Below are 24,722 nucleotides of genomic sequence, written 5' to 3'. Positions count from 1 at the left end.
GTGGCGCGGCCTCGCGAAACCCGAGTTTGGGCCAGTGGATGGCCCAAACTCGGGTTTCGCGAAGGCCCACGCGTCGATTGACAACGCAAGCAAGCCTTGACTGGCCCGCGTTGGGTTATCGGGCGGAAAGCCAAACGTGGCGCGTTCGGGTGGTTTGGGTGAGGGCCTCCCTCACCCAATCGGGCTCGCGCAAGGGGCCTGCGCGAGGTGGGTCGTGCGCGTTGCGGGCGGTTCTAACCGCCCGCAACGCGCACGACCCCACGCATACCGAGGCCTTCGCAGGCTGGGTTGTATGAAGGCTCCCTTCATACAACCCAGCCTGGATGAAGGGAGCCTTCATCGCGCATAGCCGCATGAAGGGAGCCTTCATACAGCCCAACTTGTATGAGGGGAGCCTTCATACAGCTCAAGTTGGATGAGGGGAGCCTTCATACAAAGCCAGCCGAGGCACCCGCCGCCCACCTTTGATCCGGCGAAGCTGGGGTCGTGAGTGATGCGGCCGGTTCTAACCGGTCAGAACACTCACGACCCCGGGGTGGTCCGGGGCGCGGCTGCCGCACGACCGCTGTGGCGGGGGACACAGTGAGGGCATGTCACGAACGGGGGCGCAGCTTCCATCTGGTGGTCATCGAACAGCCGACGAGGAAGGCGAAATGATGACTCACGTTGTGGTTCTCGGTGCGGGGTACGCGGGACTGGGTGCGGCCATTCAGCTGGGGGTGCGGACCAAGCGGCGCGGCGACGTGCGGGTGACGCTGGTCAACGCCCAGGAGCGGTTCACCGAGCGGCTGCGGCTGCCCATGACGGCGACCGGGCAGGAGGTCGCCGAGCTGGACATTCCCGAGCTGCTGGCGGGCACGGGCGTCGAGTTCGTGCGTGGCTGGGTGACCGCCGTGGACGCGGATGCCAAGACCGTGCGCGTCGACGACGACCGGGTCCTGCCGTACGACATGCTCGTGTACGGGCTGGGGAGCGCGGCGGACACGTCGGCGGTGCCCGGCGCCGACGAGCACGCGTACAGCCTCAGCGGCGCACAGGACGCGGAATCGCTGGCGGGCAGGCTGAAGCGGCTCGAAAGCGGGACGGTCGTGGTCGCGGGGAGTGGGCTCACCGGGATCGAGTCGGCCGCCGAGATCGCCGAGCGGTATCCCGCGCTGGAGGTCGTGCTGATGGGCAGGCAGGAGCCGGGCGCGGCCATGAATGCCAAGGCCAAGGCGTACTTGCGAAGCGCGCTTGAGCGGCTGGGAGTTCAGGTGCGTGCCGGTGTCGAGGTGGTGAAGGTGTTGCCGGACGCCGTGGAACTGGCCGGTGGGGAAGTCGTCGCCGCCGACGCGGTGCTGTGGACGAGCGGGACGCGGGTGTCGCCGCTGGCGGCTGCCGCCGGGCTGACCGTCGATGAGCGTGGGCGCGTGGTCACCGATGGCACGTTGCGGTCGGTTTCGCATCCTGAGGTGTACGCGGTCGGGGACGCCGCCGCGATCACGCAGGGCTATGGGGTCATGCACGGGACCTGCCAGAGTGGGATGCCGACCGGGGTGCACGCGGCGCTGTCGATCGAGCGGGTGCTGAAAGGCAAGCGGGCCAAGGACTTCCGGTTCGGGTACTACCACACGCCGGTGAGCCTGGGCCGGGGTGACGCTGTGGTGCAGTTCACCCATCCCGACGACAGCGCGCGGCGGATTTACCTGACCGGGCGCCTGGCCGTCAGGTACAAGGAGACGGTGACCGCCGCACCCTGGCCGACCTTCGGCCGCATGAAGAAGATGCCCGCTTCGGGCGCGATCTGGCCGCGGGGCGGCCGGTTCACCCGGGCGGGCCGGTGAACGCGGACGAGCAGGTCTTCCACGAGCACCGGCGGCTGCTGTTCGCGGTGGCCTATCGCGTTCTCGGCACCGCCGCCGATGCCGAGGACGTGGTGCAGGACTCGTGGCTCAAGTGGTCGGCGGCCGAGCGGTCGCAGGTGCTCGATCCCAAGGCGTACCTGACGCGGATCGTGTCCAATCTCGCGCTGGAACGGCTGCGGTCCACCCGGCACCAGCGCGAGACCTACGTGGGGCCGTGGCTGCCGGAGCCCATCCTCACCGGCGGGGACGCGTCCGACGCCGCCATGGACGCCGAGTCGGTGTCGATGGCCATGCTGGTGGTGCTGGAGACGCTCAGCCCGCTCGAACGCGCGGTGTTCGTGCTCAAGGAGGTCTTCGGCTTCAGCTACGCGGAGATCGGCGAGGCGGTGGACCGGTCGGAAGCCGCGGTGCGCCAGGTCGGGCACCGTGCCCGCGAGCACGTGCGGGCGCAGCGGCCGCGGTTCACCGCCGACCGGTCGAGCCGCGAGCAAGCGACCCGGCGGTTCTTCGACGCGGCGACCGGCGGTGACGTCAACGCGTTGATGGAGCTGCTGTCACCGGACGTGACACTGTGGACGGACGGCGGCGGCAAGGTGCGCCAGGCACTGCGGCCGGTCGTCGGAGCGTCCACTGTGGCCTCTTGGTTCGCGGCCATGGGCAGCGTCACTTACCAGGGCGTCGAACCGGGCGACATGAGGGCCGCGCTCGCCGAGATCAACGGCGGGCCCGGCATCGTGTTCAGTGCGCCGGACCGGGTGATCGCCACCGTCACGTTCGACTTCGACGCCGAGGGCCGCATCGTCGCGATCCACAACGTCGCCAACCCGGACAAGCTCCGCGCCGTCGCCGAGGGCACGCTTCACTGAGCGAAGAGCGCCTTCAGGATGGTCGGCAGGAAGGTCCGTTCGAGCGTGCCGGGCGGGAGTTCGGCGGGCTCTACATAGGACTGGGCGAGTGCGCCTTCGCGGATCGCGATCAGCAGGCGGGCGAGCTGATCGAGGTCGACCGTGCTGCTCGGCCCGAGTGTCGTCTCGAGCACCTGGACGAGTTCGGCGCGGAGCTTGCCGTCGTGCTCGGCCAGGCGTTTCGCCGCGGCGGCGTCGCGGATCGCGTAGAGGGTGAACTCGGTGGTGACCAGGTACCAGGCGCGTTCGTCGTCGTCGATCCGCGAGACGCGGTCGACGAACTCGGCGACCGTCAGGTGCTCGCCGGTGAGGGCGGCGATCCGGTCGAGCGTGGCCGCCGCGTGCCGGTCGAACAACGCGAAGAACAGCTCGTCCTTGCTGGTGAAGTTCGAGTAGAAGGCGCCGTGGGTGTAGCCGGCGCGGCGGCAGATCTCGGGGATCGTCGCGGCGTGGAAGCCCAGCTCGGCGAAGGCCTCGAAGGCCGCGTCCAGCAGGCGGGCCAGCGTTTCCGGGCGCCGCTTGGTGGTTCCCCTCGGCATGGCGTCTCCTTCTCGGCCTTGACATGCGCTCCCGGCCCGGCACAGGATACAACCACCAATCGGATTGGCCGACCAATCGTAAATGGGGTTCGCGCGATGACGACGACCGAGATGTCCACCCTGCCCGCCGAGATGGTCGCCGCGCTGGCGGCCGCGATCGGCCCCATGCCCGAGAACGCCCAGCTCCCGGTGCCGCCGACCTTCGACTCGGTCGAAGAGGAGCGCCAGTACCGCAAGGAGCAGCTGGCCGCGGGCTTCCGGCTGTTCGGCCGTTTCGGCTTCTCGGAAGGCGTCGCCGGGCACATCACGGTGCGCGACCCGGAACGCCCGGACTGGTTCTGGGTCAACCCGTTCGGCATGAGCTTCACCCAGATCAAGGCCTCGGACCTGATCCTGGTCGACCACGATGGCACCGTGAAACACGGCAACCGCCCGGTGAACCGCGCCGCGTTCGTGATCCACGCCCAGGTCCACCAGGCCCGCCCCGACGCGCTGGCCGCCGCCCATTCGCACTCGCTGTACGGAAAAGCCTTCTCCAGCTTGGGAATCCCGCTCGCCCCGATCACCCAGGACGCGTGCGCGTTCTTCGAGGATCAGGGCCTCTACACGGATTACCGCGGCATCGTCAGCGATGTCGAGGAAGGCAAGCGCATCGGCGAGGCGCTCGGCCCGCACAAGGCGGTCATCCTGCAGAACCACGGCCTGCTCACCGTCGGCCAGTCGGTCGCGGAAGCGGTGTGGTGGTTCATCACCATGGAGCGGTCCTGCCAGGCGCAGCTGCTGGCCATGGCGGCGGGCACGCCCAAGCTCATCGATCGCGACGTGGCGCTCCAGAGCCGCGCCCAGCTCGGCAGCCCGCTGGCGGGCTGGTTCCAGGCGCGGCCGCTGTGGGACCAGATCACGCTGTCCGACCCCGATCTGTTCGACTGAGCGGGAATGCACGTCCGCCAAGACGGTCTCGCCGCCGGTCCGACCGTGGTGCTGCTGCACGGTTTCGGGTCGTCGATGCGCTGGTTCGGTGACGTCGCGTCCGAGCTCGCGGCCGACCACCGTGTCATCCGCCTCGACCTGCTCGGCCACGGCCGCACCGGCGGCGGCGCCCAAGGCCTCGACGCCGAGTCCCAGGCCCGTGCCGTGGTGGACGCACTGGCCACTTTGGACATCACCGAAGCGTGTGTGGCCGGCCATTCCTTCGGCGCGGACGTGGCACTGGCCGTGGCGCGGCTGTGGCCGGGCGTCACCGGCCTCGTCATCCTCGGCCAGGCCCCCGACTACAGCTACGCCAGGTTCCCGCCGGGCGCGTTCCTGCCCACGACGGCGGCGACACTCGCCTTCCTGCACCGCCTCAGCCCCTGGCGGACCGCACTGTCCACGATGCACCCCGGCATGTACCGCGTGGTGCTCGCCGACCGCCGCGCCCGCCTGGCCGCCCGGCCACTCGACGCGCAACTCCGTGACCTCGGCATACCCACGCTGGCGATCCTCGGCGGCCGCGATCGGATGTACCCCTGCGCCCCGACGGCCGCCCGCTACCGCGCGGCGGGCGCCCGGGTCGCGATCCTCGAAGACGCGGGCCATTCACCGCACGTCGAGCGCCCGGCGGAGGTCGCCGAACTGATCCGCGAGCTGCTCTGCTAAGTTTCTCCCGCACCAAAGAAGATCCTGGCCCCCGTCGTCTAGCGGCCTAGGACGCCGGCCTCTCACGCCGGTAGCGTGGGTTCGAATCCCATCGGGGGTACGCGCAAGATCCACACTGATGCCACCGGCCATTTCGGTCGGTGGCATCAGTGTTTTCGGTCGGCTACTGCTCGCCGCCACCGGTCTGTGGTGCGCCTTTCGGCTTCACAGCAACCTGCGGCTTGGGCTTGGCCGTCGGCTTGGGTTTGGCAGGGGTGGGCGTCGGATCGGGCGCCGGGGTGCCTGCCACCACGAACGTCGCCGATGCTTTCTTGCCGCTCTGGCAGGTGAACGTCGCCACGTACTTGCCCGGCTTCTTCACCACGGTGCCGGTTCCGGTGTAGGAGGGGAAGTTGCCGGCCTCACCCTGCCACTTGATCGGCGCGACCAGTCCCGGTGACGTCACCGGGGTGCCCGGGGCGCAGCCGCCCGCCCAAGCCCTCATGCTGACGTGTATCTGGCCGCCAGGCTGAACCGGCGACGGCCCGATCCCCCAGAGCACTTCGTCGGCCTGCGCCGGCGTGGTGCCGATCCCCGCCACCAGCGCAGCGGCTCCCATCGCGGCCAAGCCTCGTCTTACGAGTAAAGACATGGAAATCCCCTTTCAGCGTCCCCTCGCTGCCCCCTTGCACGTGTGAGCCGTTGATCAGGTTGCCTCGCTTGCCGTCCCTGGTGCACGAACGCAACCAGGGCACGGGCTACGCGTCTGGCCGTACATGATGATCTTGCGACGGATGGTGGTCGCGCTCGTGGTGCTCGTGGCCGGTGTCGCGCCCGCCGAAGCGGCCGCCCCGCCGGGCAGGGTGCAGTGGCGGCCTTGCCCGCAGGACGCCACCGCCGACTGCGCGACGCTGCTCTTGCCGATCGACTACGCGGACCCGAAGCTGGGCACCTTCCCGCTCGCGGTGGCCAGGCGCAAGGCCACCGATCCCGCGAAGCGAACCGGTGTGCTGATGCTGAATCCCGGCGGGCCCGGCGCTTCGGGCGTCAACCTGGCCCTGAAATCCGACCAGCTGCTCGGCGCGGAAGTACGAGCGCGGTTCGACGTGATCGCGTTCGATCCGCGAGGCGTGGCGGGCAGCGCTCCGATCCGGTGCTCCAACTCGCTGCTCGGCCAGAATCCGGGCGAACCCCATGACCAGACGGGATTCACCGCGCTGGCCGCCTACAACCAGAAGCTCCGCGCCGATTGCCGTCGGCAGTCCGGGCCGATCTTCGACCACGCAGACACGCTCTCGGTCGTCCGTGACATGGACGCGCTGCAGGCGGCACTGGGCGAGGAAAAGGTCAACTTCCTCGGCTTCTCCTACGGCACGCAGATCGGCCAGCAATACGCCCAGCTGTTCGGTGACCGGGTGCGCGCCATGGTGCTGGACGGCAACATGGACCACAGCCTGAGCCTGGACCGGTTCCTCCCCACGGCGGCCGCCGCCGGCGAGGACGCGTTCAGGGCGTTCGCGAGCTGGTGTGAGGCGGAATCGGCCTGCGCGCTGCACGGCAAGCCCGTGCTCGAGCATTTCTCCAAACTGCTCGATCTCGCCGATCAAGGTGGTCTCGTCGAAGACGGGGGAGGAGCTGCCTCCACGTTCTACGTGATCCAGGCCGTCTACAGCCGGTTGGTGGCGGGGGACATGCCCGGCTTGGCCAACTGGATCAGCACTCTGCACCCGGGTTTCGCGGCACGCCAAGCGAGTTCCACCGTGACGGCGAATCCGCGGGCCGCGATCTTCTGTCAGGACTGGACACCGAGGATCACCGACTACGCGGACTGGCAGCGGATCGTGCGCGGTGAACGAGGGGCGGCCCCGCATCTGCGGTATTCGTCCGAGGCGCGGGAGGCGGCGTTGTCTTGCGTCGGCTGGCCGCGTAAGGCGAACAACCCGCCCGCGCCGGTCAGGTTCGGATCGGGTCCGGCCATCCTGCTCGTCAACCCCGCGCACGACCCGGCGACCGGGTACGCGTGGGCCGAGGGCTTGCACCGGCAGACCGCGAACCGGACGGTGCTCCTGCGGGCCGACCTCATCGGCCATACGGCTTACCCTCGGACCGAGTGCGTCCGGGCCGCGGTCGAGAACTACCTGGTGGAACTGGCGATTCCGGCTCAGCTGACCTGTCCCTGATCCTTTCGCCGCCACAGCGAGGCGACGGCGATCGACACCGCCACCAGCACGACGCTGCCCGCGACGTCGAGGACGTAATGGTTTCCCGTCGCGAGCACGTCCGCGGTCATGAGCACCGGGAAAATCCAGGGCAGCAGCGCCCATCGTGGATGGGTGGCACGGAGCGCGGACCACCCGGCGTACGCGCACCACAGTGCCCAGCCGACGTGCAGGCTGGGCATCGCCGAGAAGTGGTTCTGGCCGTTCCCGATGTCTCGGGAGGTGTTTCCGAAGATGTCGTACAGGGCGACGATGTCGACTGTTCCCGTCAGCGCGAAGCGCGGCGGGGACATCGGCACCGCCCAGTAGACCGGCAGGACGAGGACCGTCATCGCGACCAGTGTCCGGCGGACTTGGCGGTAAACCTCGGCGTGGCGGAGGAACACCCACAGCAGCACGCCGATGATCGCCACGTAGTACAGGCGGTACAGGTACACCGCCAGGTGGCTGAGGACCGGATGCGCGGCCAGGCAGGCGTTCGCGTGCAGCTCGATGTCGAGGTGCGCGGCTTTTTCCGCGGACTGGAGCGCCAGCGCGTTGTCGGTGGCGGCCGTGACGTCGGTGCCCATGGCGGCATGAAGACGGGTGAAGAGCAGAAGCCAGAGCAGCAGGCCGAGCACCTCGACCAGTGGGTGAGGTCGCTCGCCTGCTCTCCGGAAAAGCGCGGTCAAGGCCGTGTGGCTCAGGACGGCAGGGTGGCTTCGAAGTAGACCACCAGGAAGGCTCCTTCGCGAGCGGCCCGTGACACGGCGAACCCGCCTTCGCCGAGGAAGTGGAACACCGGGTCGTCGAAGCCCTGAACCTCACGGGACTTCGCCTCGAGGAAGTCCCACTGCCCCGTCCAGTCCTGCTCGTCGGGGAGGTTGCCCACGACGATGTCGGTGAACCCGGCCGCCTCCAGGTCCGCCTTGAGCTCACTGGGCGTGGACATGTGGTGGAGGCTCTGCGTGCGGGCGACCGGCTCGATGAGCTCCTCGCGCTGCTCGGCGGTCAGCCCGTCCGCGGCCAGCCAGTCGTGGCCCACCCAGCGGCCGCCGGGGCGCAGGACCCTGGCGACCTCGCGGTGCACGGCGGTCTTGTCCGGGACGTGGCAAATGGCCTCGCTGGTGTAGGCGCCGTCGAAACTGTTGTCGTCGAACGGGATCTTCTGCGCGTCACCCTGGACGAACTTCACGCGGTCGGAGAGGCCGCGCCGCTCGGCGTGCTGCCGGGCACCTTCCACGCGCTTGGGGCTGAAGTCCAAGCCGGTCACGTTCGCGCCGATGTGCTCGGCGATGTTCATGGCCGGTCCGCCGATTCCGCTGCCGAGCTCCAGCAGCGACTGGCCCGCCGTGAATCCGCCGCGCTTGGCCAGTGCCAGTTCCAGCTCCAGCATGGCCTCGTCGATGGTCTGGCCGTCCTTGATGGGCGCCAGATGGTTCGACTGACCCCAGTCGCTGCGGTACTTGTCGGAAACGAGGTCGTAGAAGGTCAGGACCATTTCCTCGAAGTTGCCGTCCCGGCTGTCCTCCGACGAGATGAGTTCCTTCAGCCGATCAAGATGCTCGTCTACCTGTGCCACGCCCACTCCGATCAGAAAAAGCGAATACCGCCCGAAGGACGACGAATACGATGGACACCCCATCCCCCAGACCCCGACCGGAGCATGCTGGATCCGGCCGGTGGGCCGCAATACGTTTCACCGCAGCCTGAAACCGGTCCCCGGAAGTGCTTGAACGCGCAACCATATGCGAGTAGTAGTGGTGTCAGGACCGATACGGGTCCGTTGCCGCTTCAGGGGGTTTACCCATGCGCATTGGTTTCAGTCTTCCGGTGTTCGGCAAGGCCGCGGCCACGCCGGGCGGGGTCGCGCGGTACGCGCGCGAGGCCGAACGGGCCGGGGCCGCGGGACTGTGGGTGGGTGACCGGTTGCTGTCGCCGGTCGCGCCCGTGGTGTCCTACCCGGGATACGACACCATGCCCGAGGAGTTCTGGACCGCGTACGACCCGTTCACCGCGCTGGCCGTCGCCGCCGCCGTGACCGAGACCGCGATTCTCGGCTCCAGCACGATCAACGCCACGCAGTACCAGCCCGCCAACTTCGCGCGCCAGCTGACCAGCATCGACGTGGCCAGCAATGGCCGGTTGCTGCCGGGGCTGGGCATCGGCTGGTCGCCCGACGAGTACGACGCCGTCGGCATTCCCATGTCGGAGCGCGGAAAGCGGCTCGACGACCTGCTCGATCTGCTGGACACCTGGTGGAGCAAGGAACTCGTCACGCACGAGGGCGTCGGCTACAAGATCGCGGAAAGCCACGTCGGGCTCAAGCCGGTGCGCAAGCCGCCCGTGCACCTCGCGGGGTTCGGCGAGAAGGCGCTGCGCCGCGTCGCCGAGCGGGCCGACGGCTGGCTGCCGGTGTGGACGGTGCCCGAGCAGTTCCCGGCGGAAATGCTGACCACGACCCTGGCGAAGCTCCGCGCGGACGCCGAGCGGGCCGGGCGGGATCCGGGCGCGCTGGGGGTGGCGCTGCGGGTGAACGCCGCGCCGGACACGAAGCCGGAACTCATCGCCGAGTCGGTGGTGAAGATCCTCTCGGTGCTCGAACCCGATCACACCTTCATCGACCTCACCTACCTGACCAGCAGCGTGGACGAGCACCTCGACCTCACCGGGCGGCTCCTGGAACTCACGGCCAAGGGCTAGGAGTCGTGAGTGTTCCGGCCGGTTCTAACCGGCCGGAACACTCACGACCTACGGGCTGCGCCGGTTCGCTCGAACAGGGTGTGCGCCTCGGCTTGCGCGGCGGCCGCGTTCGCGTGGTCGCCGCGATGGCGGAGGATCTCGGCGATGGCCTGGAGCGTCCGGGCTTGGCCCAGCGTCACGCCGTGGCGGCGGAAGAGTCCGAGTGCCTGTTCGCAGCGGGTGAAGGCCGTGTCGTGGGAGCCGAGCGCGAGCAGGCACGTGGCCGAATCCAGCAGGACGTAGGCGTAGCTGTAGTCGTCCATCGGCGTGCCGGTCCGCTGCTTGAGATGATCGAGGCAGCGCTCGAACTCCGCCGCCGCGGCCGCGTGGTCACCCTGTTCATGCCAGTACGTGGCCCGCTCCGCCCGCGCCCACTGCAGGCCGATCGGGTAATCGGCCTCTTCGAACAGCCGCACCGCTTCGTCGAGCAGCTCGCCGGAGTCGTCCGCCTGCGCGCGCCGGAGATAGAGCTTCGACCAGGCTTGCTCGCGCAGGTCTCCCGCCGCCACCGCGGCGTCGAGAGCCTGCAGAGCCAGCTGGGCGGCGCCGTCTCCGTCGCCCAGTGTGCATACGATCCAGGAGAGATTGTTGCGGTGGACGGCTTCGTCGCGCTTGCTGCCGAGCGCGACCGCCGAGCGCACCGCGAGTTCGTAGACCTCGTGCCAGGTGGTGGCGGTCCCGTCGATGTCGAGATACCAGTGCATGGCCTCGGCGAGGTCGAGCACCGGCCGGTGCTCGCCGCGTGCGGCGGTGCTTTTCATGGCGGGCAGCCAGTTCTTGACCTCGACTTCGAGCCAGCGCCGCGCGCCGTCCGGCTCGCTGAACCACGGTGTCGGCGCCGGCGGCTCGCTGTCGCCGGACGGCAGGAAGTAGCGGCCTGCCTGCGTGGCCGTGCGCACCAGCCAGCCGGTGAGACGGTGGTCCGCCGCCTCGATGGCTTCGGGAGTGTCTTCCTGGGCGAGCAGTTCCGCCGCGAACACCCGGAGCAGGTCGTGGAACTGGTAGCGACCGTCCACATGGGACGTCTGCAGCAGGCTCGCGTCGGCGAGTTCCTCGAGGATCGGGGCCGCGTCGCGGGTGTCGGCGAGTGCCATCGCGGCGCCCGCCGAGAATTCGGCGGCAGGCACCAGGGAAAGTCTGCGGAACACCGTGGCCGCGGCCGGGGTGAGCTGGCGGTAGGACAGCTCGAAGACGCTGCGGACGTCGAGATCGCCCGCGGTGAGCGTCTTCAGGCGGGTGCCGGTGTCGCGGAGCTGGTCGACGAGACCGGCCAGCGGCCAGCCGGGACGGCTCGCGAGCCGGTTGCCCACGATGCGGAGCGCGAGCGGGAGCCTGCCGCACAGCTCGGCCAGCTCGCGTGCCGCCTCGGGCTCGGCCGCGACGCGGGCGCGGCCGACGATCGCCGTCAGCAAGGCGATGGCGTCGCCGGAGTCGAGGACCGTGAGGTTGAGCCTGCTGACGCCTTCGAGCCCGACCAGCAGCTGGCGGCTGGTGATCAGGGTGAGACAGCGCGGGCCGCCGACCAGGAGCGGGCGCACCTGCGCCTCACCCGCCGCGTCGTCGAGCACGAGGATGGCGGCGCGGTCCTTCAGCAGGGACCGGCAGAGGCTCGCCCGCTGTTCCAGCTCGGCCGGGATGGTGACGGCGTCGACGCCCAGCGAGCGCAGCACCAGGTGCAGCACGTCGGCCGGATCACTCGGCTGGGACGACATCCCGCGAAGCTTCAAGAACAGCCTGCCGTCGGGGAAGGCGTCGGTGAGCTCGTGCGCCGTCCGCACCGCGAGACTCGTCTTGCCTGCGCCGGGCGGCCCGGTCAGCACCGCCGTGTGCCCTGACCAGCGGGGGCCTGACAGCTCGTCGGCGAGCGCGAGCAGCGTGCCGAGGTCGCGCTCACGGCCGGTGAGATCGTCGAGATCGGGCGGCAGCATGCCGAGCACCGACGTGGCGTAGACGCCGGTGGCGGTCTGCTGGGCGCGGTTCGACTTCGCGGCGTCGCGCAGCTGGGTCAGCTCGTCGCCGCTCAGCGCCAGCGGGGCGGCGAGCGACTCGATCGTGCGCCGCTGGGGACTCCTGGCGATCCCGCGCTCGATGTCCCTGATCGCGCGGATGCTGACTCCGGACTCTTCGGCGAGCTCCTCCTGGGTCAGATTGGCGCGGAGACGGTAGCGCTTGAGCAAGGCCATGAAGCTCGTCTTGGTCACGGCCGGAGCATCCACGAGTCGTTCAGCGTCGCGATGTCCCACAGGGCCAGCGCCTTGTCGGCGAAGGCGCCGTCTTCCTCGGTGCACTCCTCGTACAGAACCGCCAGTGGCTCCGGGAAATCGAACGGCGCGCGGCGGAAATTCAGCGCGCGCCAGTCGCCGGTGACGATGTCGGCGTTGGTGTTCAGCTCGGTGAAGGTCGTGGTGAGCAGATAGCGGGAGCCGCTGCGGCGCAGGTTCGCGATCGCGCGGCCGATGTCGTGGAAACTCAGGTGCACCAGGCAATCCCGGCACAGCACGAGGTCCGCGCGCGGCAGGTCGTCCGTGATCAGGTCGAGCACCTGGAACGACTGGCCGTAGCGCGCGCTGTTGCGTGCCACCAGTTCGGCGACGATGTCCGCGCCGAGGTAGCTCTCGACGCCGAGGTCCACTGTGCTCAGCCAGCCGAAGTCGCCGCAGGGCAGGTCGAGCACGGACCGCACGCCGAACCGGGCCAGCAGCGGCGGCAGGCCCTCGCGCAGCGCCCTGGTCTGCTCCAGTTCGGAGCCCGGGCCCGACACCGAGTCCGCCGCCCACATGTTGGCGCGGAAGATGTAGTCGAAGCGGTCGCGATGGGTCATTCCGGCCAGCTGCTCGGCGTGCTGCCGGAAGGTGCGCTGTGCCATGGTGATCGGCCTGTCGTCCACGAAGGCCACGGTACTCGTTCACCATCCGGACGACGTTGACGTGGGGAACACGGCTGCTTACGTTCGGTGCATGGCCGCCAGGGTTCCCGCATGAGTGTCGACGTGGACCACCAGGCCGACCTCGACCGGCTGCTCGAACACGGCCCGTTCCCGGTCGCGCTGCGGGCGGCGATCGTCGCCAGCGGGCTGCCGCTCGACCGGATCCGCCATCACCTCGCGCTGCGCGGCGCCGCCGTGAGCGTGCCGACGCTGAGCCTGTGGCAGTCCGGCCGCCGCCGTCCGGCGCGCGCGGAATCGTTGCGGGCGCTGGGGCATCTCGAGCAGGTGCTCGGGGTGCGCCCCGGTGCGCTCGCCGCGTTGCTCGGGCCGTCCAAGCCGCGCGGGCGGCGGGCCGACGGGGTGCTGGCCGTGAGCCAGCACGACCTGGTCGCGGTCGACGCCGGCGGGCGGATCAGCACCGTCCACAGCCGAACCGTGCTGCTGGCGTCGGGTGCGGGAGCGGATCGCTGGACGGTGTCCTGGGAGCTGCCGGACGGGCAGGCGCCCGAGGTCGTCGCGCAGCGGCATTGCCGGGTCAGCCGCATCGACCACGATCTCGACCGGCGCAGTCTCACGGCCGAACTCGTCTTGGACGCCCCGCTCGCCGACGGTGAGTCACTGACCCTCGAATACCTTGCGGTGTCAGGGAAAACGGCGGGACGCGGTCAGTTCGTCCGTTTGCTTGACCGGCCGACACGCGACTACGTGCTGGAGGCCGGGTTCGAGACGTTGCCCGCGCGGTGCGTCCGGTTGCATCAGCCCGTGGAAGCGCCGGCCGCGCGGTTCCGGCCGCTCGTGCCGGGGCCGAGCGGGTCGGTGCACCTGGCTGAGGCCGACGTGTCCGGCCGGATCGGGATCCGCTGGGAGATATAGGTCGTGAGCGTTGCGGGCGGTTAGAACCGCCCGCAACGCTCACGAGTCCTTACCTGGTCAGCCTGCGATGTAGAGGGTGCGGTTCGGCGTGCCGGAGCCCGGGTTCTTGACGAGGCCGGGGGTGGCCGCGTCGACGATCGCCTTGGACACCTGGGCGGCCGTGGCCGTGGGGTGGGTGGCCAGGTAGATCGCCGCGGCGCCCGCCACGTGCGGTGCGGCGAACGAGGTGCCGTTGCCGGTGTAGGTGGCCGTGTCGTTGGTGTTCCACGCCGAGGTGATGCCGACGCCCGGTGCGAACAGGTCGACGCCGGCGCCGTAGTTCGAGAAGGAGGCGCGCGTGTCGGTCTTGTCGGCGGCGGCGACGGTCAGTGCCTCGGCCACACGGGCTGGCGAGGAGGTCGACGCGTTCTGGTTGGAATTACCGGCGGCGACCGTCCAGGTCACGCCGGAGGTGATCGACTTGCGGACCGCCGAGTCGAGCGCGGTCGACACACCACCGCCGAGGCTGGCGTTGGCGACCGCGGGCTTCTTGGCGTTCGCGGTGATCCAGTTGACGCCCGCGATCACGCCGGCCGTCGTGCCGCTGCCGTCCGAGCCGAGCACGCGGACCGGGTAGAGCTGCGCGCCCTTCGCGACGCCGTACTGCGACCCGGCGATGGTGGCGGCGACGTGGGTGCCGTGCCCGTAGCCGTCGTCGGCGTTGGTGTCGTTGTCGACGAAGTCGTAGCCCTGGTGGACCCGGCCACCGAAGGTCTGGTGCGTGGCGCGGATGCCGGTGTCGAGCACGTAGACGTTCACGTTCGAGGCGGTCGTCGAGTAGTGGTAGGCGTTGTCGAGCGGCAGGTTCCGCTGGTCGACCCGGTCGAGTCCCCAGGACGGCGGATTCTGCTGAACGGCCTCGGCGTGCACCTTCTTGTTCTGCTCGACGAAGGCGACGGACTTGTCCGCGGCGAGCCGCTTCGCGTGCTTTTCGTCGATTTTCGCGGAGAATCCGGAAAGCGAGCGGGTGTAGACCTGCTCGACCGAGCCGCTGTACTTGCCCGCGAGCGCGGCCGGGGTCTCCTTCGCGTCGTCCTTCAGCACGATGATGTAGCTGCCGGGCAGGGAATTCGCGTCTCCGGCGCCGACGATCGCGCCCTCGGCGGCCGCGGCCGGACCGGCCACCGCGGTGGCGGCGGCGACCGCTCCGGCCAGTGCGATACCGGCGATTCTCAATGATTTGCGCATGACGGATTCTCCTCGGTAAGTGGGGACGGGGAGTGACAAGGAAAACGTTAGGCGCGGTGATCTTGCGTGGGAAGTCCGGTCTTTTTGCGTTTACGAACGCTTTTGCGTTTTACGAAACGAGTGCGGTCAACCGTGTTCCACGGACCGGGTGCCTCTTGACCAGGCCATGACGTGACGTGGCACACAGTCTAATCGAAAACGATTATCATTATGGTTAGGGTGGCGGACGTGCTTACCTCCCGCCTTCGTCCGCGCCCGTTGGCGCTCGCGCTCTTGCTCGTCCTCACCGCCTGCGGCACGCCGACGGCTTCCGGTGCCACCGACCGCTTCGTCGTCATCGACGCCGAGGAACTGGGGCACTTCAACCCGCTCACCGGACACGGGAGCAACGGCGAATCGAAGGTTTACGAAAGCCTGTATCGCGTCGCGGAGGGCCAGGACGATCGCATTCCCGACGCGGTGCCCGTGCTCGCGGCGGGACCGCCCGAGCCCGTCGACGGCGACCTGACGCACTGGCGCGTGCGGACCCGGAGCGGGGTCACCTTCTCCGACGGGTCGGCCTTCGGTCCCGAGGACGTCGCCGCGACCTACAACGCGGTCATCGACCCCGCGTTCGCCTCGCCGATCGCCGCGAACTTCGACTTCCTCAAGTCCGCCAAGGCGAGCGGGCCGGACACCGTCGACTTCACACTCGCTGGGGCCTACGCCGACGTGCCGCACCGGCTGTTCTTGGCTATCGCGCCGTCGGAGGCACTCGCGAAGCCCGGCCCCGCCGACAAGCTCGCCCTCGGTGACCACCCCGTCGGCACCGGCCCGTACACGCTGACCGAGCTGCGGCCCGACCAGGCCGTGTTCACCGCGCGCGACGGCTACTGGGGCCCCAAGCCGCCGGTGAAGACCTTCGTCGTGCGGCGCACGGACGACGACAAGGCCCGCGCTGCCCAGCTCGCGGGCAACGCCGACGGCACCCGGCTGCCGCCCGCGCTGGCCCATGCGGCCGCGAAGGACGGCTACCGCGTGATCTCCGCGAAGGCCAACGACTGGCTGGGAATCACCTTGCCCACCGGCAATCCGGTGGCGGGCGATCCGGCCGTCCGGCTCGCGCTGAACCTCGGCGTGGACCGCGCTGCGATGGTCCGCGACATCCTGCGCGGCGAGGGCACGGCCGTGTCGACGCTGGTCACGCCGCTGTTCGGGGTCGCATACGATCCCGCCCAGGACTTCACCTTCGACGCGGATCGCGCGCGCAAGGTGCTCGACGAAGCCGGATGGCGGGCGGGCGCCGACGGCATCCGGGAACGCGACGGCCGCCGTGCGCGGTTCGACGTCGCGTACTACCCGACCGAGAACCTGCGCCGCGATCTCACGATGGCGACCGTGTCCGACGCCAAGAAGATCGGGCTGGAGCTGAACCCGGTCGCCGTCGAGAAGTCGACCATGACGCCGCAGTACCTGGCCGCGACCGCGTTCCTGCTCGGCGGCGGTGGCCAGCCGTACACAGTGGACACTCAGCTCTACCCGAAGTTCCACTCCCGCTACGCCAAGCCGGGCACCGGGTCGAAGTGGGACAACGCCTCGGACTACGTGAACCCCGAAGTCGACCGCGTGCTCGACGCGGCCCGTGTCGAGCGTGACCCGGCCAAGCGCGCGCAGCTGTACCGCGACTTCCAGGCCGCTTATCACGCGGCGCCCGCGATGCTGGCGCTCGTTTCCGAGAACCACGTGTACGTGGTGCGCGACAACGGCTGGAAGTTCGGCCCGACCGCGCTGGAACCGCACACCCACGGTGTGGCCTGGGGTCCCTGGTATTCGCTGGCCCGCTGGACCCGCTCGTGACGCGGTCGCGCCGCATCGGCCGGCTGGCCGTCCGCCGCCTGCTCTTCGGGGTTCCGCTCGTGCTGGGGGTTTCGCTCGCCACGTTCGCGCTCGCCGCGGCGAGCCCGTTCGACCCGCTCGAGGCGTATCTGCGTGGCGTCGGGGACGGCCTCACCGAAGTCGAACGCGAGGCACTGCGCCACACGCTCGGGCTGGACCAGAGCTGGATCGCGGCCTGGTGGCACTGGCTGACCGGCGCGCTGACCGGCGATCTCGGCTACTCGCGGGCCTACCACGAGCCGGTCGCGCAGGTGCTCGCCGACCGGCTCGGCTGGACGGCGTTGCTGGGACTGGCCGGTTCGGTGGTCGCGGTGACGTTCGCCTTAACACTCGGCGCGATCGCCGGGCTCCGCGCGGGCGGGCTCGTCGACCGGGGGATCAGCGCGCTGGCCGTGCTGCTGCAGGCCGTGCCGCCGTTCATCGTCGCGCTGGGCGCCGTGCTCGTGCTGGCCGTGACGTTCCGGCTGTTCCCCAGCTCGGGGCTCACGGATCCGGGCGCCGCGGTGACGGCCGCGTCGGCCGTGCGGCATCTGGTGCTTCCCGCGCTGGTGCTCGGGATTTCCCAGGTGCCGTGGCTGATCTTGGGCCTGCGCGAGGCGATCGTCGCCGTGGCGACCAGCGACCCGGTGCGGGGCGCGCGGGCTCGCGGACTGCCGCGTGGCGTCGTCGAACGCGGGCACATCCTGCCGATGGCGGCGGCCCCGTTCTTCGCGCTCATCGGCGGCAGGCTGCCGGAACTGCTGATCGGCGCGACCGTCGTCGAGACGGTGTTCGCCTGGCCTGGGCTGGGTGACGCGACCGTGGATTCCGCGCGGGCGATGGACTTCCCGCTGCTGGCGATCGTCACGGTGCTCACCGTCGGGCTGGTGCTGCTCGGCAACCTGGCGGCCGACGCGGCCGCGATCGCCGTCGACCCGAGGATCGAAGCCGATGGCTGAGCGGAACCGGGCCGCCTGGTGTGGCGCCGTGATCATCACGGCATTGGCGCTCTACGCGATCTTCGTGCCCATCGTGTTTCCGGTCGACGAGGCCATCACCGACTTCGCGGCCGCCGATCAGGGGCCGGGCTTGGCGCATTGGTTCGGCACGGACTCGTCCGGCCGGGACCTGTTCACGTTGGTGGCCAAGGGAATGCGGGTGTCGCTGGGGATCTCGGCGGTCACCGCGGTGGTGTCGGCGATCGCCGGGCTCGCGGTCGGCATCGCGGCGGGCGCGTTCGGCGGCTGGTGGGACCGGATCGGGATGCGGGTGGCCGACGCGATGACCGCGATCCCGAGCCTGCTGCTGTCGCTGCTGATCGTGTCGATGTTCCGTGGCTCGCTCGTGGCGATCGTGGTCTCGCTGGTGCTCACGCACTGGACATCGATCGCCCGTGTCGTGCGGGCGGAACTGCTGTCCGTGCGGCACGCCGAGTACGTCGAGGTGGCGAAGCTGCGCGGGGTGCCGTCGTGGAAGATCGCGCGCGTTCACTTCCTGCCGGTCGCGCTGGGGCAGGCCGGGGTGGCTGTCGTGCTGCTCGTCGCGCACGCCGTGTGGCACGAGTCGACGCTGTCGTTCCTCGGTGTGGGATTGCCGCCGCACCAAGCCTCTCTGGGCACGTTGCTCGCCGACGCGGGCGACGCGCTGTTGCTCGGGCATTGGTGGCGGCTGGCGTTCCCGGCGGGCGCGATCGTGGCCGTCACGCTGGCGCTTTCGTTGATAGGACGGTCTTTCTCGGCCTCGCGAGCGGCGGTGACGGCATGACGTTGCTGCTCGAAAGGCTCAGCGTTCGCATTCCCGTCGAGCGCGGCGAGGTGCACGCGGTCACCGAAGCCGACCTCATCGCCGTGCCCGGCAGGCCGCATTTCGTGATCGGCGGCTCCGGCTCGGGGAAGTCGACCTTGTGCGCGGCGATTACGGGCATGCTGCCCGCGTCGGCGCGGGTCACCGGGTGCGTGAAGGTGTCCGGGGCCATCGGTGTCGTGCCGCAGTCGGCGATGACCTGCTTCACCCCGGTGCGCAGGCTCGGGAAACAGCTGGCCGAGACGGTGCGCTGCCTGCGCGGCGAGCGTGGGCCGCGTGAGCTGCTCGACCTGGTCGGGCTGGAGGCCGACGCGCTCGGGAAGTATCCGCACGAGCTGTCCGGCGGGATGCTGCAACGCGCGGCCATCGCCGCCGCGCTCGCGGGTGACCCGGCGGTCGTCGTCGCGGACGAGCCGACCTCGGCGCTGGATCGCGAGCGTGCGCACGCCGTCGTCTCGCTGCTGACCGAGCTGGCGGCGAGTCGTGTCGTGCTGGCGGCGACCCACGACATCGAGGCGGTGCCCGGCGAGGCGGACCTGTCGGTGATGTTCGCGTCGCGGATCGTCGAGACCGGTCCGGCCGCCGAAGTCCTTGCGGCGCCTCGAAATCCGTACACGCGCGACCTGCTGGCCGCGTTGCCCGAGAACGGGTTGCACCCGCTGCCGTTCCCCACCCCCGATCTCGTCGACCTCCCCGGCGACTACCGATACGGAAGCTGAACCATGCTCTCCGCGCGTTCCGTCACCGTCGGCCACGGCCGCACGGTCCTGTTCACCGGCTTCGATCTCGACGTCCGGCCCGGCGAGATCGTCGGCTTGGTCGGTCCTTCCGGCTGCGGCAAGACCTCGCTGGCCCGGGTGCTCGCCGGGCTGGCCGAGCCGCTGAGCGGCCAGGTGCTGCGAGACGGCCCGGTGACCATGCTGTTCCAGTCGGCTCGGCGGGCGATGGACCCTCGGCTCACGTTGCGGCGATCCATCGAAGTCTGCGCGGACGGCGAGGTCGGCTGGGAAAGCCTGTGTGCTCGCGCGGACCTGCCGATCAGCCTGCTCGACCGCTTTCCCCGGCAGGTGTCCGACGGTCAGCTGCAGCGCGCCGCGATCGCCCGCGCGCTCGTCGGCGAGCCCCGGTACCTGCTGTGCGACGAGATGACCGCGTCGCTCGACCCGGCCACCACCGCCGCGGTGGCCGCGACACTGCGCCGCGCCGCCGACGACGGCGCCGGCGTGCTCTTCATCAGTCACGACCTGCACTTGGTCGACGCCATCGCTTCCACGAGAAAGGTGCTCACCCCATGAAACCGCCCACCCTGCACGTCCTCACCCGCGGCGATCTCCACAACCTGGAGCTCACCCCGCACGAGGCGATCACGATGGTCGAAGACGGTTATCTCGCCTTCGCGTCCGGGAAGTCGCGGAACCCGGCCAAGCTGATGGTGCCGATCCCCGACCCGGAGCGCGACGCGGTCACGTACTCGATGCTCGGCTACGACGGCTCGCTCGAACAGGCGGCGTTCAAGACGAGTTACCGCCAGGGCAGCACGTCGGCCGAGAAGTACTACACGACCATCACGCTGTACGACGACACCACTGGCACGCCGTTCGCGTTGCTGGACTGTCACCGCGTCGGCGCGACGCGCACGCCCGCCAGCACCGCCCTGCTCGCGCGGGAATGCGCCACGGCGGGCGCGCGCTCGGCGCTCATGGTCGGCACTGGGGCACAAGGGATCCGGACGCTGCCATACCTGCTCACCGCGTTGCCGAAGCTGGAGCGGCTGCGGTTGTTCGGCACCCATCCCGACGGCATCCGGGACAGTGTGTCCGCGTTGACGAGCCAGTTCCCGGACCGCGAGGTCGAGCTGGTCGAGGACGTCGAAGCGGCGGCCCGCGAGTCCGACATCGTGATCGCGGCGTCCGGCCGGGCGGCGCATCCGAAGATCCAGCTGGGCTGGCTGCCGCCGGGCGGGTTGCTGATTTCGGTGGCCAGCAAGGGAGTTCAGGAGGGCACGCTCGCCGAGGCCGACTACACGGTGGCCACGAGTTCCGCGCAGGTCGAGGTGACCGGGCGGCGGATGGCGGGCCCGGACGGCGTGTTCCGCGTCGACGCCGAGCTTCCCGAGATACTGGCGGGCCGGGTGCCGGGCCGCCGTAGCGACGAGGACCGGGTGTTCGCGTTCAGCAGCGGCATGATCATCACGGACATCCCGGTGGCGCACGCGCTCGCCGCCCGTGCCATCGCGGCGGGTCGCGGGCTCGAGGTGGCGTTGTGGTCGTGATGTCACCGCCTTTGCCTGCGCGGGAAAGGCCGTGGGCGCCGAAGCTGCGTGATTCGCCGATGCTGTGGGACATCGCTCGCGCGGTCGGGGGCGGGCCGTTCCACGTCGTCCACCCGGAGACGTTCGCGGAGAACCTGGGCGCGATGGTCGACGCGCTCGCCGCCGAGGGCGTGGCGGGCACCGTCTACTACGGAAAGAAGGCCAACAAGGCTTCGGCCTGGCTGCGGGAATGCGTCAGGCCGGGTGCCGGAGTCGACGTCGCGAGCGTGCCGGAACTGGTGCACGCGCTGGGGAACGGCGTGCGGGGCGAGTCGATCGGGGTGACCGGCGCGGCCAAGCCCGAAGGCCTGCTGTGGCTCGCGCTGCGGCACGGCTGCCTGATCGCGGTCGACGCGGCCGACGAGCTGGAACGCCTCGCCCACCTCGGCGAGACGGCCGAAGTCCTGCTGCGGGTGCGGCCGCCGATGGCTCCGGCGAGCCGTTTCGGGTTCGCCGAGGAAGCGCTTGCGGCCGCGGTGCGCCGGTGCGTTGAGCTGGGCATCAAGGTGCGAGGGTTCTCGTTCCACCTCGACGGCTACGACCCCGTTCCGCGTGCCGAACTCGCCGTTCGGCTGATCGAGTTGTGCCAAGACGCGCGGGCACTGGGGCATCCGGCTACGAAGATCAGCATCGGCGGCGGCATCGCGGTGTCCTATGTGGACGCCGACGACTGGGCGCGGTTCGAGGCCGGTCGCGGTGAAGGCTGGTTCCACGGCGGGCGGAATCCGGCGCGGACGTATCCGTATCACCAGGCGCCGACCGGCGCGGCCATGGTCACCGCGATCCTGCGACACGACGCGCTGGCCTCCCGGCTGCGCGAGGCCGGAGTCGAGCTGCTGCTCGAACCGGGGCGCGCGCTGGTCGACGGCGCCGGGTTCTCGGTGTTCCCGGTGCTGGGCGCGAAACCGAGCGGCGAGCACCTCATCACCACGGTCGCGGGCCTGAGCATGAGCCTGTCCGAGCAGTGGAAGGGCAGCGAATTCCTGCCGGACCCGATCCTGGTCAGCGCGTCGCCGCGCGAAGGCGGGCCGGTGCGGACGGCCGTCGCGGGGTCGAGCTGCATGGAATACGACGTGCTCACCTGGCGGACCGTGGAACTGCCCGGCGCGCCACGGTTCGGCGATCTGCTCGTCTACCCGAACACCGCCGGCTACCAGATGGACAAGAACGAGAGCGGCTTCCACCAGCTGCCACTGCCGCCCAAGGTGGTGGCGGGCGACGACGGCTGGCAGCTCGACACCGAGTACCCGATCCAGGAGATCCGATGACCATCGTCCAGCGCGCGTCCGACCTGATCGGGGACACCCCGCTGCTGGAGCTGGCGCGCACCGGCACCGGGACGCGCCTGCTGCTCAAGCTCGACCAGCTCAACCCGACCGGCTCGTGCAAGGTCCGGATGGCCCGGCAGATGATCATCGAGGCCGAACGTGACGGCAGGCTGCGCCCCGGCGGGCACATCGTCGAGCCGACGTCCGGGAACACCGGCTGCGGCCTGGCGCTGTTCGCGCTGGAACGCGGCTACCGGTTCACCGCGGTGGTCGACCAGCACGCGGCCCGCGAGAAGCTGCGCATGCTTTCGGCGATGGGCGCGGAGCTGGTGTTCGCCGAGTGCTCGGCCGACGGCGGCCCGAGTTCGGTGCAGCGCAGGGAGATCGCGGCCCGGCTCGCGCGTGAGCTCGGCGCGTTCCACCCCGATCAGCACAACAACGACGGCAACTCCAACGGCTACCACGGACTGGCCGCCGAACTGCGCCGCCAGCTCGGCTCGGTCGACGTGCTCGTCGCGGCCATCGGCACCGGCGGTTCGCTGTGCGGCACGGTCCGCGGCCTGCGCGCGGCCGGGGCGCGCACGCGGTCGGTGGCGGTCGAACCGGTCGGCTCGATCATCTTCGGCGGCCCTCCCGGCGTCTATCACCAGACCGGAGCGGGCAGCCCGGCCGGTTTCCCGATCGGCACCAACGTCGACTACTCGCTGGTCGACGACGCGCACCGCGTGTCCGACCGCGACGCGTTCGCCGGCGCCCGCGTGGTGGCCCGCCGGACCGGCCTGCTGGTGGGCGGCACCACCGGCGGCGCGATCCACGTCGCGCTGCGGCGGCTGTACGCGTATCCGGCGGGCAGCACGGTCGTGGTGCTGTGCAACGACACGGGGGAGAAGTACCTCGACTCGGTCTACGACGACGATTGGCTGCGTGCCCGAGGGGTGCTCGACGAGCTGGCCCACCGCCGGGTCGAGCGGTGGTTCACCACCTACGCGGTGTCGGTTCGCGTGGCCGAGCGCGACGCGTTCGCCCCGGCCTTGGCGGTCAGCGCATGACGATGACGCTTCAGCCGACCGGCTACCGCGCGCTCGCCACGCTCGCCGCCCCGATCGCGGGCATCCAGCTCGCGCAGGTCGCACTGACCAGCGTCGACCTGGCGATGCTGGGGTTGCTGGGCGTGTCCGCGGTGGCGGCGGGCGGGCTGGCGATCCTGCTGTACAACCAGATCCGGACCATGTGCGTCGGCATGGTCACCGGCGTGGGCAACCTGGTGGCCACCGCGGCGGGCGAGGCCGAACTCCGCGCGGGCGGCCTCGACGACCGCGCCCGCGACGAGATCCGTTCGTTGCTCCGGTCGGCCCTGCTGGTGGCGACCTTGGCGGCTTTGGTGGGCGCCTCGGTCCTTTGTGGACTCGCGCTGGCCCTGCCGCTGCTCGGCCAGCGCCCGGAGATCGTGTCGCTCGCGCGGGCGATGATGTTCGCGCTGGCGGGCGGCCTGTTCCCGATGATGTGGCTGAACGTGTTGCGCCAGTTCGCGGTCGGCCTGCGCCGCCCCGGCTCGCTGCTCGCGGTGACGCTGGTGTCGATCGCGGTCAACGCGGTGGCCAACGCGGCGTTCATCTACGGCTGGGCCGGGTTGCCGCGGCTGGGCGTGGCGGGCGTCGGCCTGGCGACGACGGTGGTCCAGGTCTTCACGCTGGCGGCGTTCGCGTCCACGGTCCGCCGCGACCCGGAACTGCGCCCGATGGTGTCACTCGCGGCCTGGCGTGCGGACCCGGCCGTGGTCAAGCACATCGTCCGCCACGGGACACCGATCTGTTTCACCTACGGCTCGGAGGCCGCGATCACCTCGATCGCGACGGTCTTGATGGGTGCCTTCGGCCCGGCGGCGCTGGCCGCGTCGAACGTGGCGAACCAGCTGGCGTACATCGTCTACCAATGCAACATCGGCCTGTCCCAGGGTTCGTCCATTCTGGTCAGCCGCGCTTCGGGCCGCGGCGAACGGCACCTCGCGCCGGTGATCGCCCGGCACGCTTTCACGCTGTCATGGTCCTTGACGGCGGTCGTGAGCTTGGGCTACGTGGTGGTGCCTGGGGTGATGTTGTGGCCGTTCCTGGGTGGGGATGCGGACGCGGTCGTGCTGGGCATGGCGTCGACGCTGCTGCTGTTCGCGGTCGTGCAGCAGTTCTCGAAGGGGACCCAGAACATTCTGGTCGGCCTGTTGCGCGGGCTCGGTGACACCGCCTCCGGCTTGCGCTGCACGCTCATCGGCTACTGGGGCGTGGGTGTCCCGGCGATGCTGGCCTGCGCTTACGTTTTCGGCTGGGGCGGACAGGGCGTCTGGGTGGGCCTGTGCCTGGGCTTCGGGGCGACCGCCGTCCTCCTCGCCCGCCGCTTCAAGGAGGTCGTGAGTGTTCCGGCCGGTTAGAACCGGCCGCAACACTCACGACCCCAGACGGCTCACCGGCGGGATAAAGCCTGCTTTATCCCGGCCTGCTTTGACGGGGTCGCGCGTGCCGCGGGTGGAAAGCCCTACGGGTGGCCTGGCAGCTGGGTGAGGGCCTCCCTCACCCAACGCCGGGGGTCGTGAGTGTTTAGGCCGGTTAGAACCGGCCGCAACA

General features: G+C 70.1%; 23 protein-coding genes and 1 tRNA gene. 17 read left to right on the top strand and 7 right to left on the bottom strand.

Features of this window, described 5'->3' with window-relative positions:
• Window positions 1-653 precede the first annotated feature (653 nt).
• On the top strand, window positions 654-1,823 hold the full coding sequence (locus BLV57_RS14410) for an NAD(P)/FAD-dependent oxidoreductase (RefSeq protein WP_091289256.1): 1,170 nt from the start codon (window positions 654-656) through the stop codon (window positions 1,821-1,823).
• Entirely contained in the window at window positions 1,820-2,710 is an 891-nt protein-coding gene (locus BLV57_RS14405) for an RNA polymerase sigma-70 factor (protein ID WP_091289255.1), read from the top strand. The genes BLV57_RS14410 and BLV57_RS14405 overlap by 4 nt, the downstream gene beginning before the upstream one ends.
• Here BLV57_RS14405 and BLV57_RS14400 read toward each other — a convergent pair.
• Window positions 2,704-3,288 carry a TetR/AcrR family transcriptional regulator gene (locus tag BLV57_RS14400; RefSeq protein WP_091289254.1) on the bottom strand — a complete coding sequence of 195 codons (585 nt, stop codon included), beginning with the start codon at window positions 3,286-3,288 and terminating at the stop codon, window positions 2,704-2,706. The two genes, BLV57_RS14405 and BLV57_RS14400, sit on opposite strands and share 7 nt — an antisense overlap.
• A 96-nt stretch (window positions 3,289-3,384) precedes the next feature.
• Between BLV57_RS14400 and BLV57_RS14395 the strand changes: the two genes are divergently transcribed.
• From BLV57_RS14395 to BLV57_RS14385, 3 genes are all read left to right on the top strand, one after another.
• The gene (locus tag BLV57_RS14395) at window positions 3,385-4,218 is read left to right on the top strand and encodes a class II aldolase/adducin family protein (RefSeq protein ID WP_245757322.1); all 834 of its coding nucleotides are present in this window, start codon (window positions 3,385-3,387) and stop codon (window positions 4,216-4,218) included.
• A gap of 6 nt (window positions 4,219-4,224) precedes the next feature.
• The gene (locus BLV57_RS14390) at window positions 4,225-4,926 is read left to right on the top strand and encodes an alpha/beta fold hydrolase (RefSeq protein WP_091289253.1); all 702 of its coding nucleotides are present in this window, start codon (window positions 4,225-4,227) and stop codon (window positions 4,924-4,926) included.
• Window positions 4,927-4,953: 27 nt separating this feature from the next.
• Window positions 4,954-5,026 (top strand) — tRNA-Glu (locus tag BLV57_RS14385).
• Between the two features lie 63 nt (window positions 5,027-5,089).
• Here BLV57_RS14385 and BLV57_RS14380 read toward each other — a convergent pair.
• The gene (locus BLV57_RS14380) at window positions 5,090-5,557 is read right to left on the bottom strand and encodes a hypothetical protein (RefSeq protein ID WP_091289252.1); all 468 of its coding nucleotides are present in this window, start codon (window positions 5,555-5,557) and stop codon (window positions 5,090-5,092) included.
• A 142-nt stretch (window positions 5,558-5,699) separates the two neighbouring features.
• Between BLV57_RS14380 and BLV57_RS14375 the strand changes: the two genes are divergently transcribed.
• The gene (locus tag BLV57_RS14375; RefSeq protein ID WP_176968616.1) at window positions 5,700-7,085 is read left to right on the top strand and encodes an alpha/beta fold hydrolase; all 1,386 of its coding nucleotides are present in this window, start codon (window positions 5,700-5,702) and stop codon (window positions 7,083-7,085) included.
• Here BLV57_RS14375 and BLV57_RS14370 read toward each other — a convergent pair.
• Together BLV57_RS14370 and BLV57_RS14365 are read right to left on the bottom strand one after the other, a co-directional pair.
• Entirely contained in the window at window positions 7,067-7,795 is a 729-nt protein-coding gene (locus BLV57_RS14370; protein ID WP_218134801.1) for a phosphatase PAP2 family protein, read from the bottom strand. The two genes, BLV57_RS14375 and BLV57_RS14370, sit on opposite strands and share 19 nt — an antisense overlap.
• Before the next feature lie 11 nt (window positions 7,796-7,806).
• Entirely contained in the window at window positions 7,807-8,685 is an 879-nt protein-coding gene (locus BLV57_RS14365; protein ID WP_176968615.1) for a class I SAM-dependent methyltransferase, read from the bottom strand.
• Window positions 8,686-8,912: 227 nt separating this feature from the next.
• Here BLV57_RS14365 and BLV57_RS14360 point away from each other — a divergent pair, with 227 nt between their 5' ends.
• Window positions 8,913-9,806, top strand: coding sequence for a TIGR03619 family F420-dependent LLM class oxidoreductase (locus BLV57_RS14360; RefSeq protein WP_091289249.1), 894 nt, complete (start codon window positions 8,913-8,915; stop codon window positions 9,804-9,806).
• 41 nt (window positions 9,807-9,847) lie between these two features.
• Here BLV57_RS14360 and BLV57_RS14355 read toward each other — a convergent pair whose 3' ends face one another.
• On the bottom strand, window positions 9,848-12,046 hold the full coding sequence (locus BLV57_RS14355) for an ATP-binding protein (RefSeq protein ID WP_245757321.1): 2,199 nt from the start codon (window positions 12,044-12,046) through the stop codon (window positions 9,848-9,850).
• Window positions 12,043-12,732, bottom strand: coding sequence for a class I SAM-dependent methyltransferase (locus tag BLV57_RS14350; protein WP_245757320.1), 690 nt, complete (start codon window positions 12,730-12,732; stop codon window positions 12,043-12,045). Before BLV57_RS14350 ends, BLV57_RS14355 begins: the two co-directional genes overlap by 4 nt.
• A gap of 90 nt (window positions 12,733-12,822) precedes the next feature.
• On the opposite strand from BLV57_RS14350, the gene BLV57_RS14345 reads away from it, so the two are divergent.
• Window positions 12,823-13,644, top strand: coding sequence for a hypothetical protein (locus BLV57_RS14345; protein ID WP_091289247.1), 822 nt, complete (start codon window positions 12,823-12,825; stop codon window positions 13,642-13,644).
• A 57-nt stretch (window positions 13,645-13,701) separates the two neighbouring features.
• On the opposite strand, the gene BLV57_RS14340 is transcribed toward BLV57_RS14345, so the two are convergent.
• Window positions 13,702-14,871 (bottom strand): S8 family peptidase, encoded by a 1,170-nt coding sequence (locus tag BLV57_RS14340; protein ID WP_091289246.1) that lies wholly within the window; start codon window positions 14,869-14,871, stop codon window positions 13,702-13,704.
• Window positions 14,872-15,099: 228 nt separating this feature from the next.
• On the opposite strand from BLV57_RS14340, the gene BLV57_RS14335 reads away from it, so the two are divergent.
• From BLV57_RS14335 to BLV57_RS14295, 9 genes are read left to right on the top strand one after another with little or no spacing between them, the layout of a single operon-like run.
• Window positions 15,100-16,707 carry an ABC transporter substrate-binding protein gene (locus BLV57_RS14335; RefSeq protein ID WP_218134799.1) on the top strand — a complete coding sequence of 536 codons (1,608 nt, stop codon included), beginning with the start codon at window positions 15,100-15,102 and terminating at the stop codon, window positions 16,705-16,707.
• Window positions 16,704-17,684 (top strand): ABC transporter permease, encoded by a 981-nt coding sequence (locus tag BLV57_RS14330; protein WP_218134797.1) that lies wholly within the window; start codon window positions 16,704-16,706, stop codon window positions 17,682-17,684. The genes BLV57_RS14335 and BLV57_RS14330 overlap by 4 nt, the downstream gene beginning before the upstream one ends.
• Window positions 17,677-18,489: an ABC transporter permease gene (locus BLV57_RS14325; RefSeq protein ID WP_091289244.1), complete on the top strand. Its 813-nt coding sequence runs from the start codon at window positions 17,677-17,679 to the stop codon at window positions 18,487-18,489. Before BLV57_RS14330 ends, BLV57_RS14325 begins: the two co-directional genes overlap by 8 nt.
• The gene (locus BLV57_RS14320) at window positions 18,486-19,247 is read left to right on the top strand and encodes an ATP-binding cassette domain-containing protein (protein ID WP_091289243.1); all 762 of its coding nucleotides are present in this window, start codon (window positions 18,486-18,488) and stop codon (window positions 19,245-19,247) included. The genes BLV57_RS14325 and BLV57_RS14320 overlap by 4 nt, the downstream gene beginning before the upstream one ends.
• A gap of 3 nt (window positions 19,248-19,250) precedes the next feature.
• Window positions 19,251-19,823, top strand: a complete 573-nt coding sequence (locus BLV57_RS14315) for an ABC transporter ATP-binding protein (RefSeq protein WP_091289242.1) — start codon at window positions 19,251-19,253, stop codon at window positions 19,821-19,823.
• A complete protein-coding gene (locus BLV57_RS14310; RefSeq protein WP_091289241.1) occupies window positions 19,820-20,800 on the top strand; it encodes an ornithine cyclodeaminase in 981 nt (326 codons plus the stop codon). Before BLV57_RS14315 ends, BLV57_RS14310 begins: the two co-directional genes overlap by 4 nt.
• A complete protein-coding gene (locus tag BLV57_RS14305; protein ID WP_091290335.1) occupies window positions 20,800-22,107 on the top strand; it encodes a type III PLP-dependent enzyme domain-containing protein in 1,308 nt (435 codons plus the stop codon). The genes BLV57_RS14310 and BLV57_RS14305 overlap by 1 nt, the downstream gene beginning before the upstream one ends.
• Window positions 22,104-23,156, top strand: a complete 1,053-nt coding sequence (locus tag BLV57_RS14300; protein WP_091289240.1) for a PLP-dependent cysteine synthase family protein — start codon at window positions 22,104-22,106, stop codon at window positions 23,154-23,156. Before BLV57_RS14305 ends, BLV57_RS14300 begins: the two co-directional genes overlap by 4 nt.
• Entirely contained in the window at window positions 23,153-24,529 is a 1,377-nt protein-coding gene (locus BLV57_RS14295) for an MATE family efflux transporter (RefSeq protein WP_091289239.1), read from the top strand. Before BLV57_RS14300 ends, BLV57_RS14295 begins: the two co-directional genes overlap by 4 nt.
• Window positions 24,530-24,722 lie beyond the last annotated feature (193 nt).

Origin of the sequence: Amycolatopsis xylanica (genome assembly GCF_900107045.1) — a bacterium.
Taxonomy (GTDB): domain Bacteria; phylum Actinomycetota; class Actinomycetes; order Mycobacteriales; family Pseudonocardiaceae; genus Amycolatopsis; species Amycolatopsis xylanica.
The sequence above is the reverse complement of the archived record's forward strand: the minus strand, read 5'-3'. Positions and strand labels throughout refer to the sequence as shown.

What these genes read in the sequence shown, in the direction of transcription:
- BLV57_RS14340 (WP_091289246.1), bottom strand. Translation starts at nt 14,871, where the DNA reads ATGCGCAAATCATTGAGAATCGCCGGTATCGCACTGGCCGGAGCGGTC.
- BLV57_RS14410 (WP_091289256.1), top strand. Translation starts at nt 654, where the DNA reads ATGATGACTCACGTTGTGGTTCTCGGTGCGGGGTACGCGGGACTGGGT.
- BLV57_RS14295 (WP_091289239.1), top strand. Translation starts at nt 23,153, where the DNA reads ATGACGATGACGCTTCAGCCGACCGGCTACCGCGCGCTCGCCACGCTC.
- BLV57_RS14360 (WP_091289249.1), top strand. Translation starts at nt 8,913, where the DNA reads ATGCGCATTGGTTTCAGTCTTCCGGTGTTCGGCAAGGCCGCGGCCACG.
- BLV57_RS14390 (WP_091289253.1), top strand. Translation starts at nt 4,225, where the DNA reads ATGCACGTCCGCCAAGACGGTCTCGCCGCCGGTCCGACCGTGGTGCTG.
- BLV57_RS14345 (WP_091289247.1), top strand. Translation starts at nt 12,823, where the DNA reads ATGAGTGTCGACGTGGACCACCAGGCCGACCTCGACCGGCTGCTCGAA.
- BLV57_RS14320 (WP_091289243.1), top strand. Translation starts at nt 18,486, where the DNA reads ATGACGTTGCTGCTCGAAAGGCTCAGCGTTCGCATTCCCGTCGAGCGC.
- BLV57_RS14315 (WP_091289242.1), top strand. Translation starts at nt 19,251, where the DNA reads ATGCTCTCCGCGCGTTCCGTCACCGTCGGCCACGGCCGCACGGTCCTG.
- BLV57_RS14380 (WP_091289252.1), bottom strand. Translation starts at nt 5,557, where the DNA reads ATGTCTTTACTCGTAAGACGAGGCTTGGCCGCGATGGGAGCCGCTGCG.
- BLV57_RS14310 (WP_091289241.1), top strand. Translation starts at nt 19,820, where the DNA reads ATGAAACCGCCCACCCTGCACGTCCTCACCCGCGGCGATCTCCACAAC.
- BLV57_RS14375 (WP_176968616.1), top strand. Translation starts at nt 5,700, where the DNA reads ATGGTGGTCGCGCTCGTGGTGCTCGTGGCCGGTGTCGCGCCCGCCGAA.
- BLV57_RS14300 (WP_091289240.1), top strand. Translation starts at nt 22,104, where the DNA reads ATGACCATCGTCCAGCGCGCGTCCGACCTGATCGGGGACACCCCGCTG.
- BLV57_RS14325 (WP_091289244.1), top strand. Translation starts at nt 17,677, where the DNA reads ATGGCTGAGCGGAACCGGGCCGCCTGGTGTGGCGCCGTGATCATCACG.
- BLV57_RS14305 (WP_091290335.1), top strand. Translation starts at nt 20,800, where the DNA reads ATGTCACCGCCTTTGCCTGCGCGGGAAAGGCCGTGGGCGCCGAAGCTG.
- BLV57_RS14395 (WP_245757322.1), top strand. Translation starts at nt 3,385, where the DNA reads ATGACGACGACCGAGATGTCCACCCTGCCCGCCGAGATGGTCGCCGCG.
- BLV57_RS14400 (WP_091289254.1), bottom strand. Translation starts at nt 3,288, where the DNA reads ATGCCGAGGGGAACCACCAAGCGGCGCCCGGAAACGCTGGCCCGCCTG.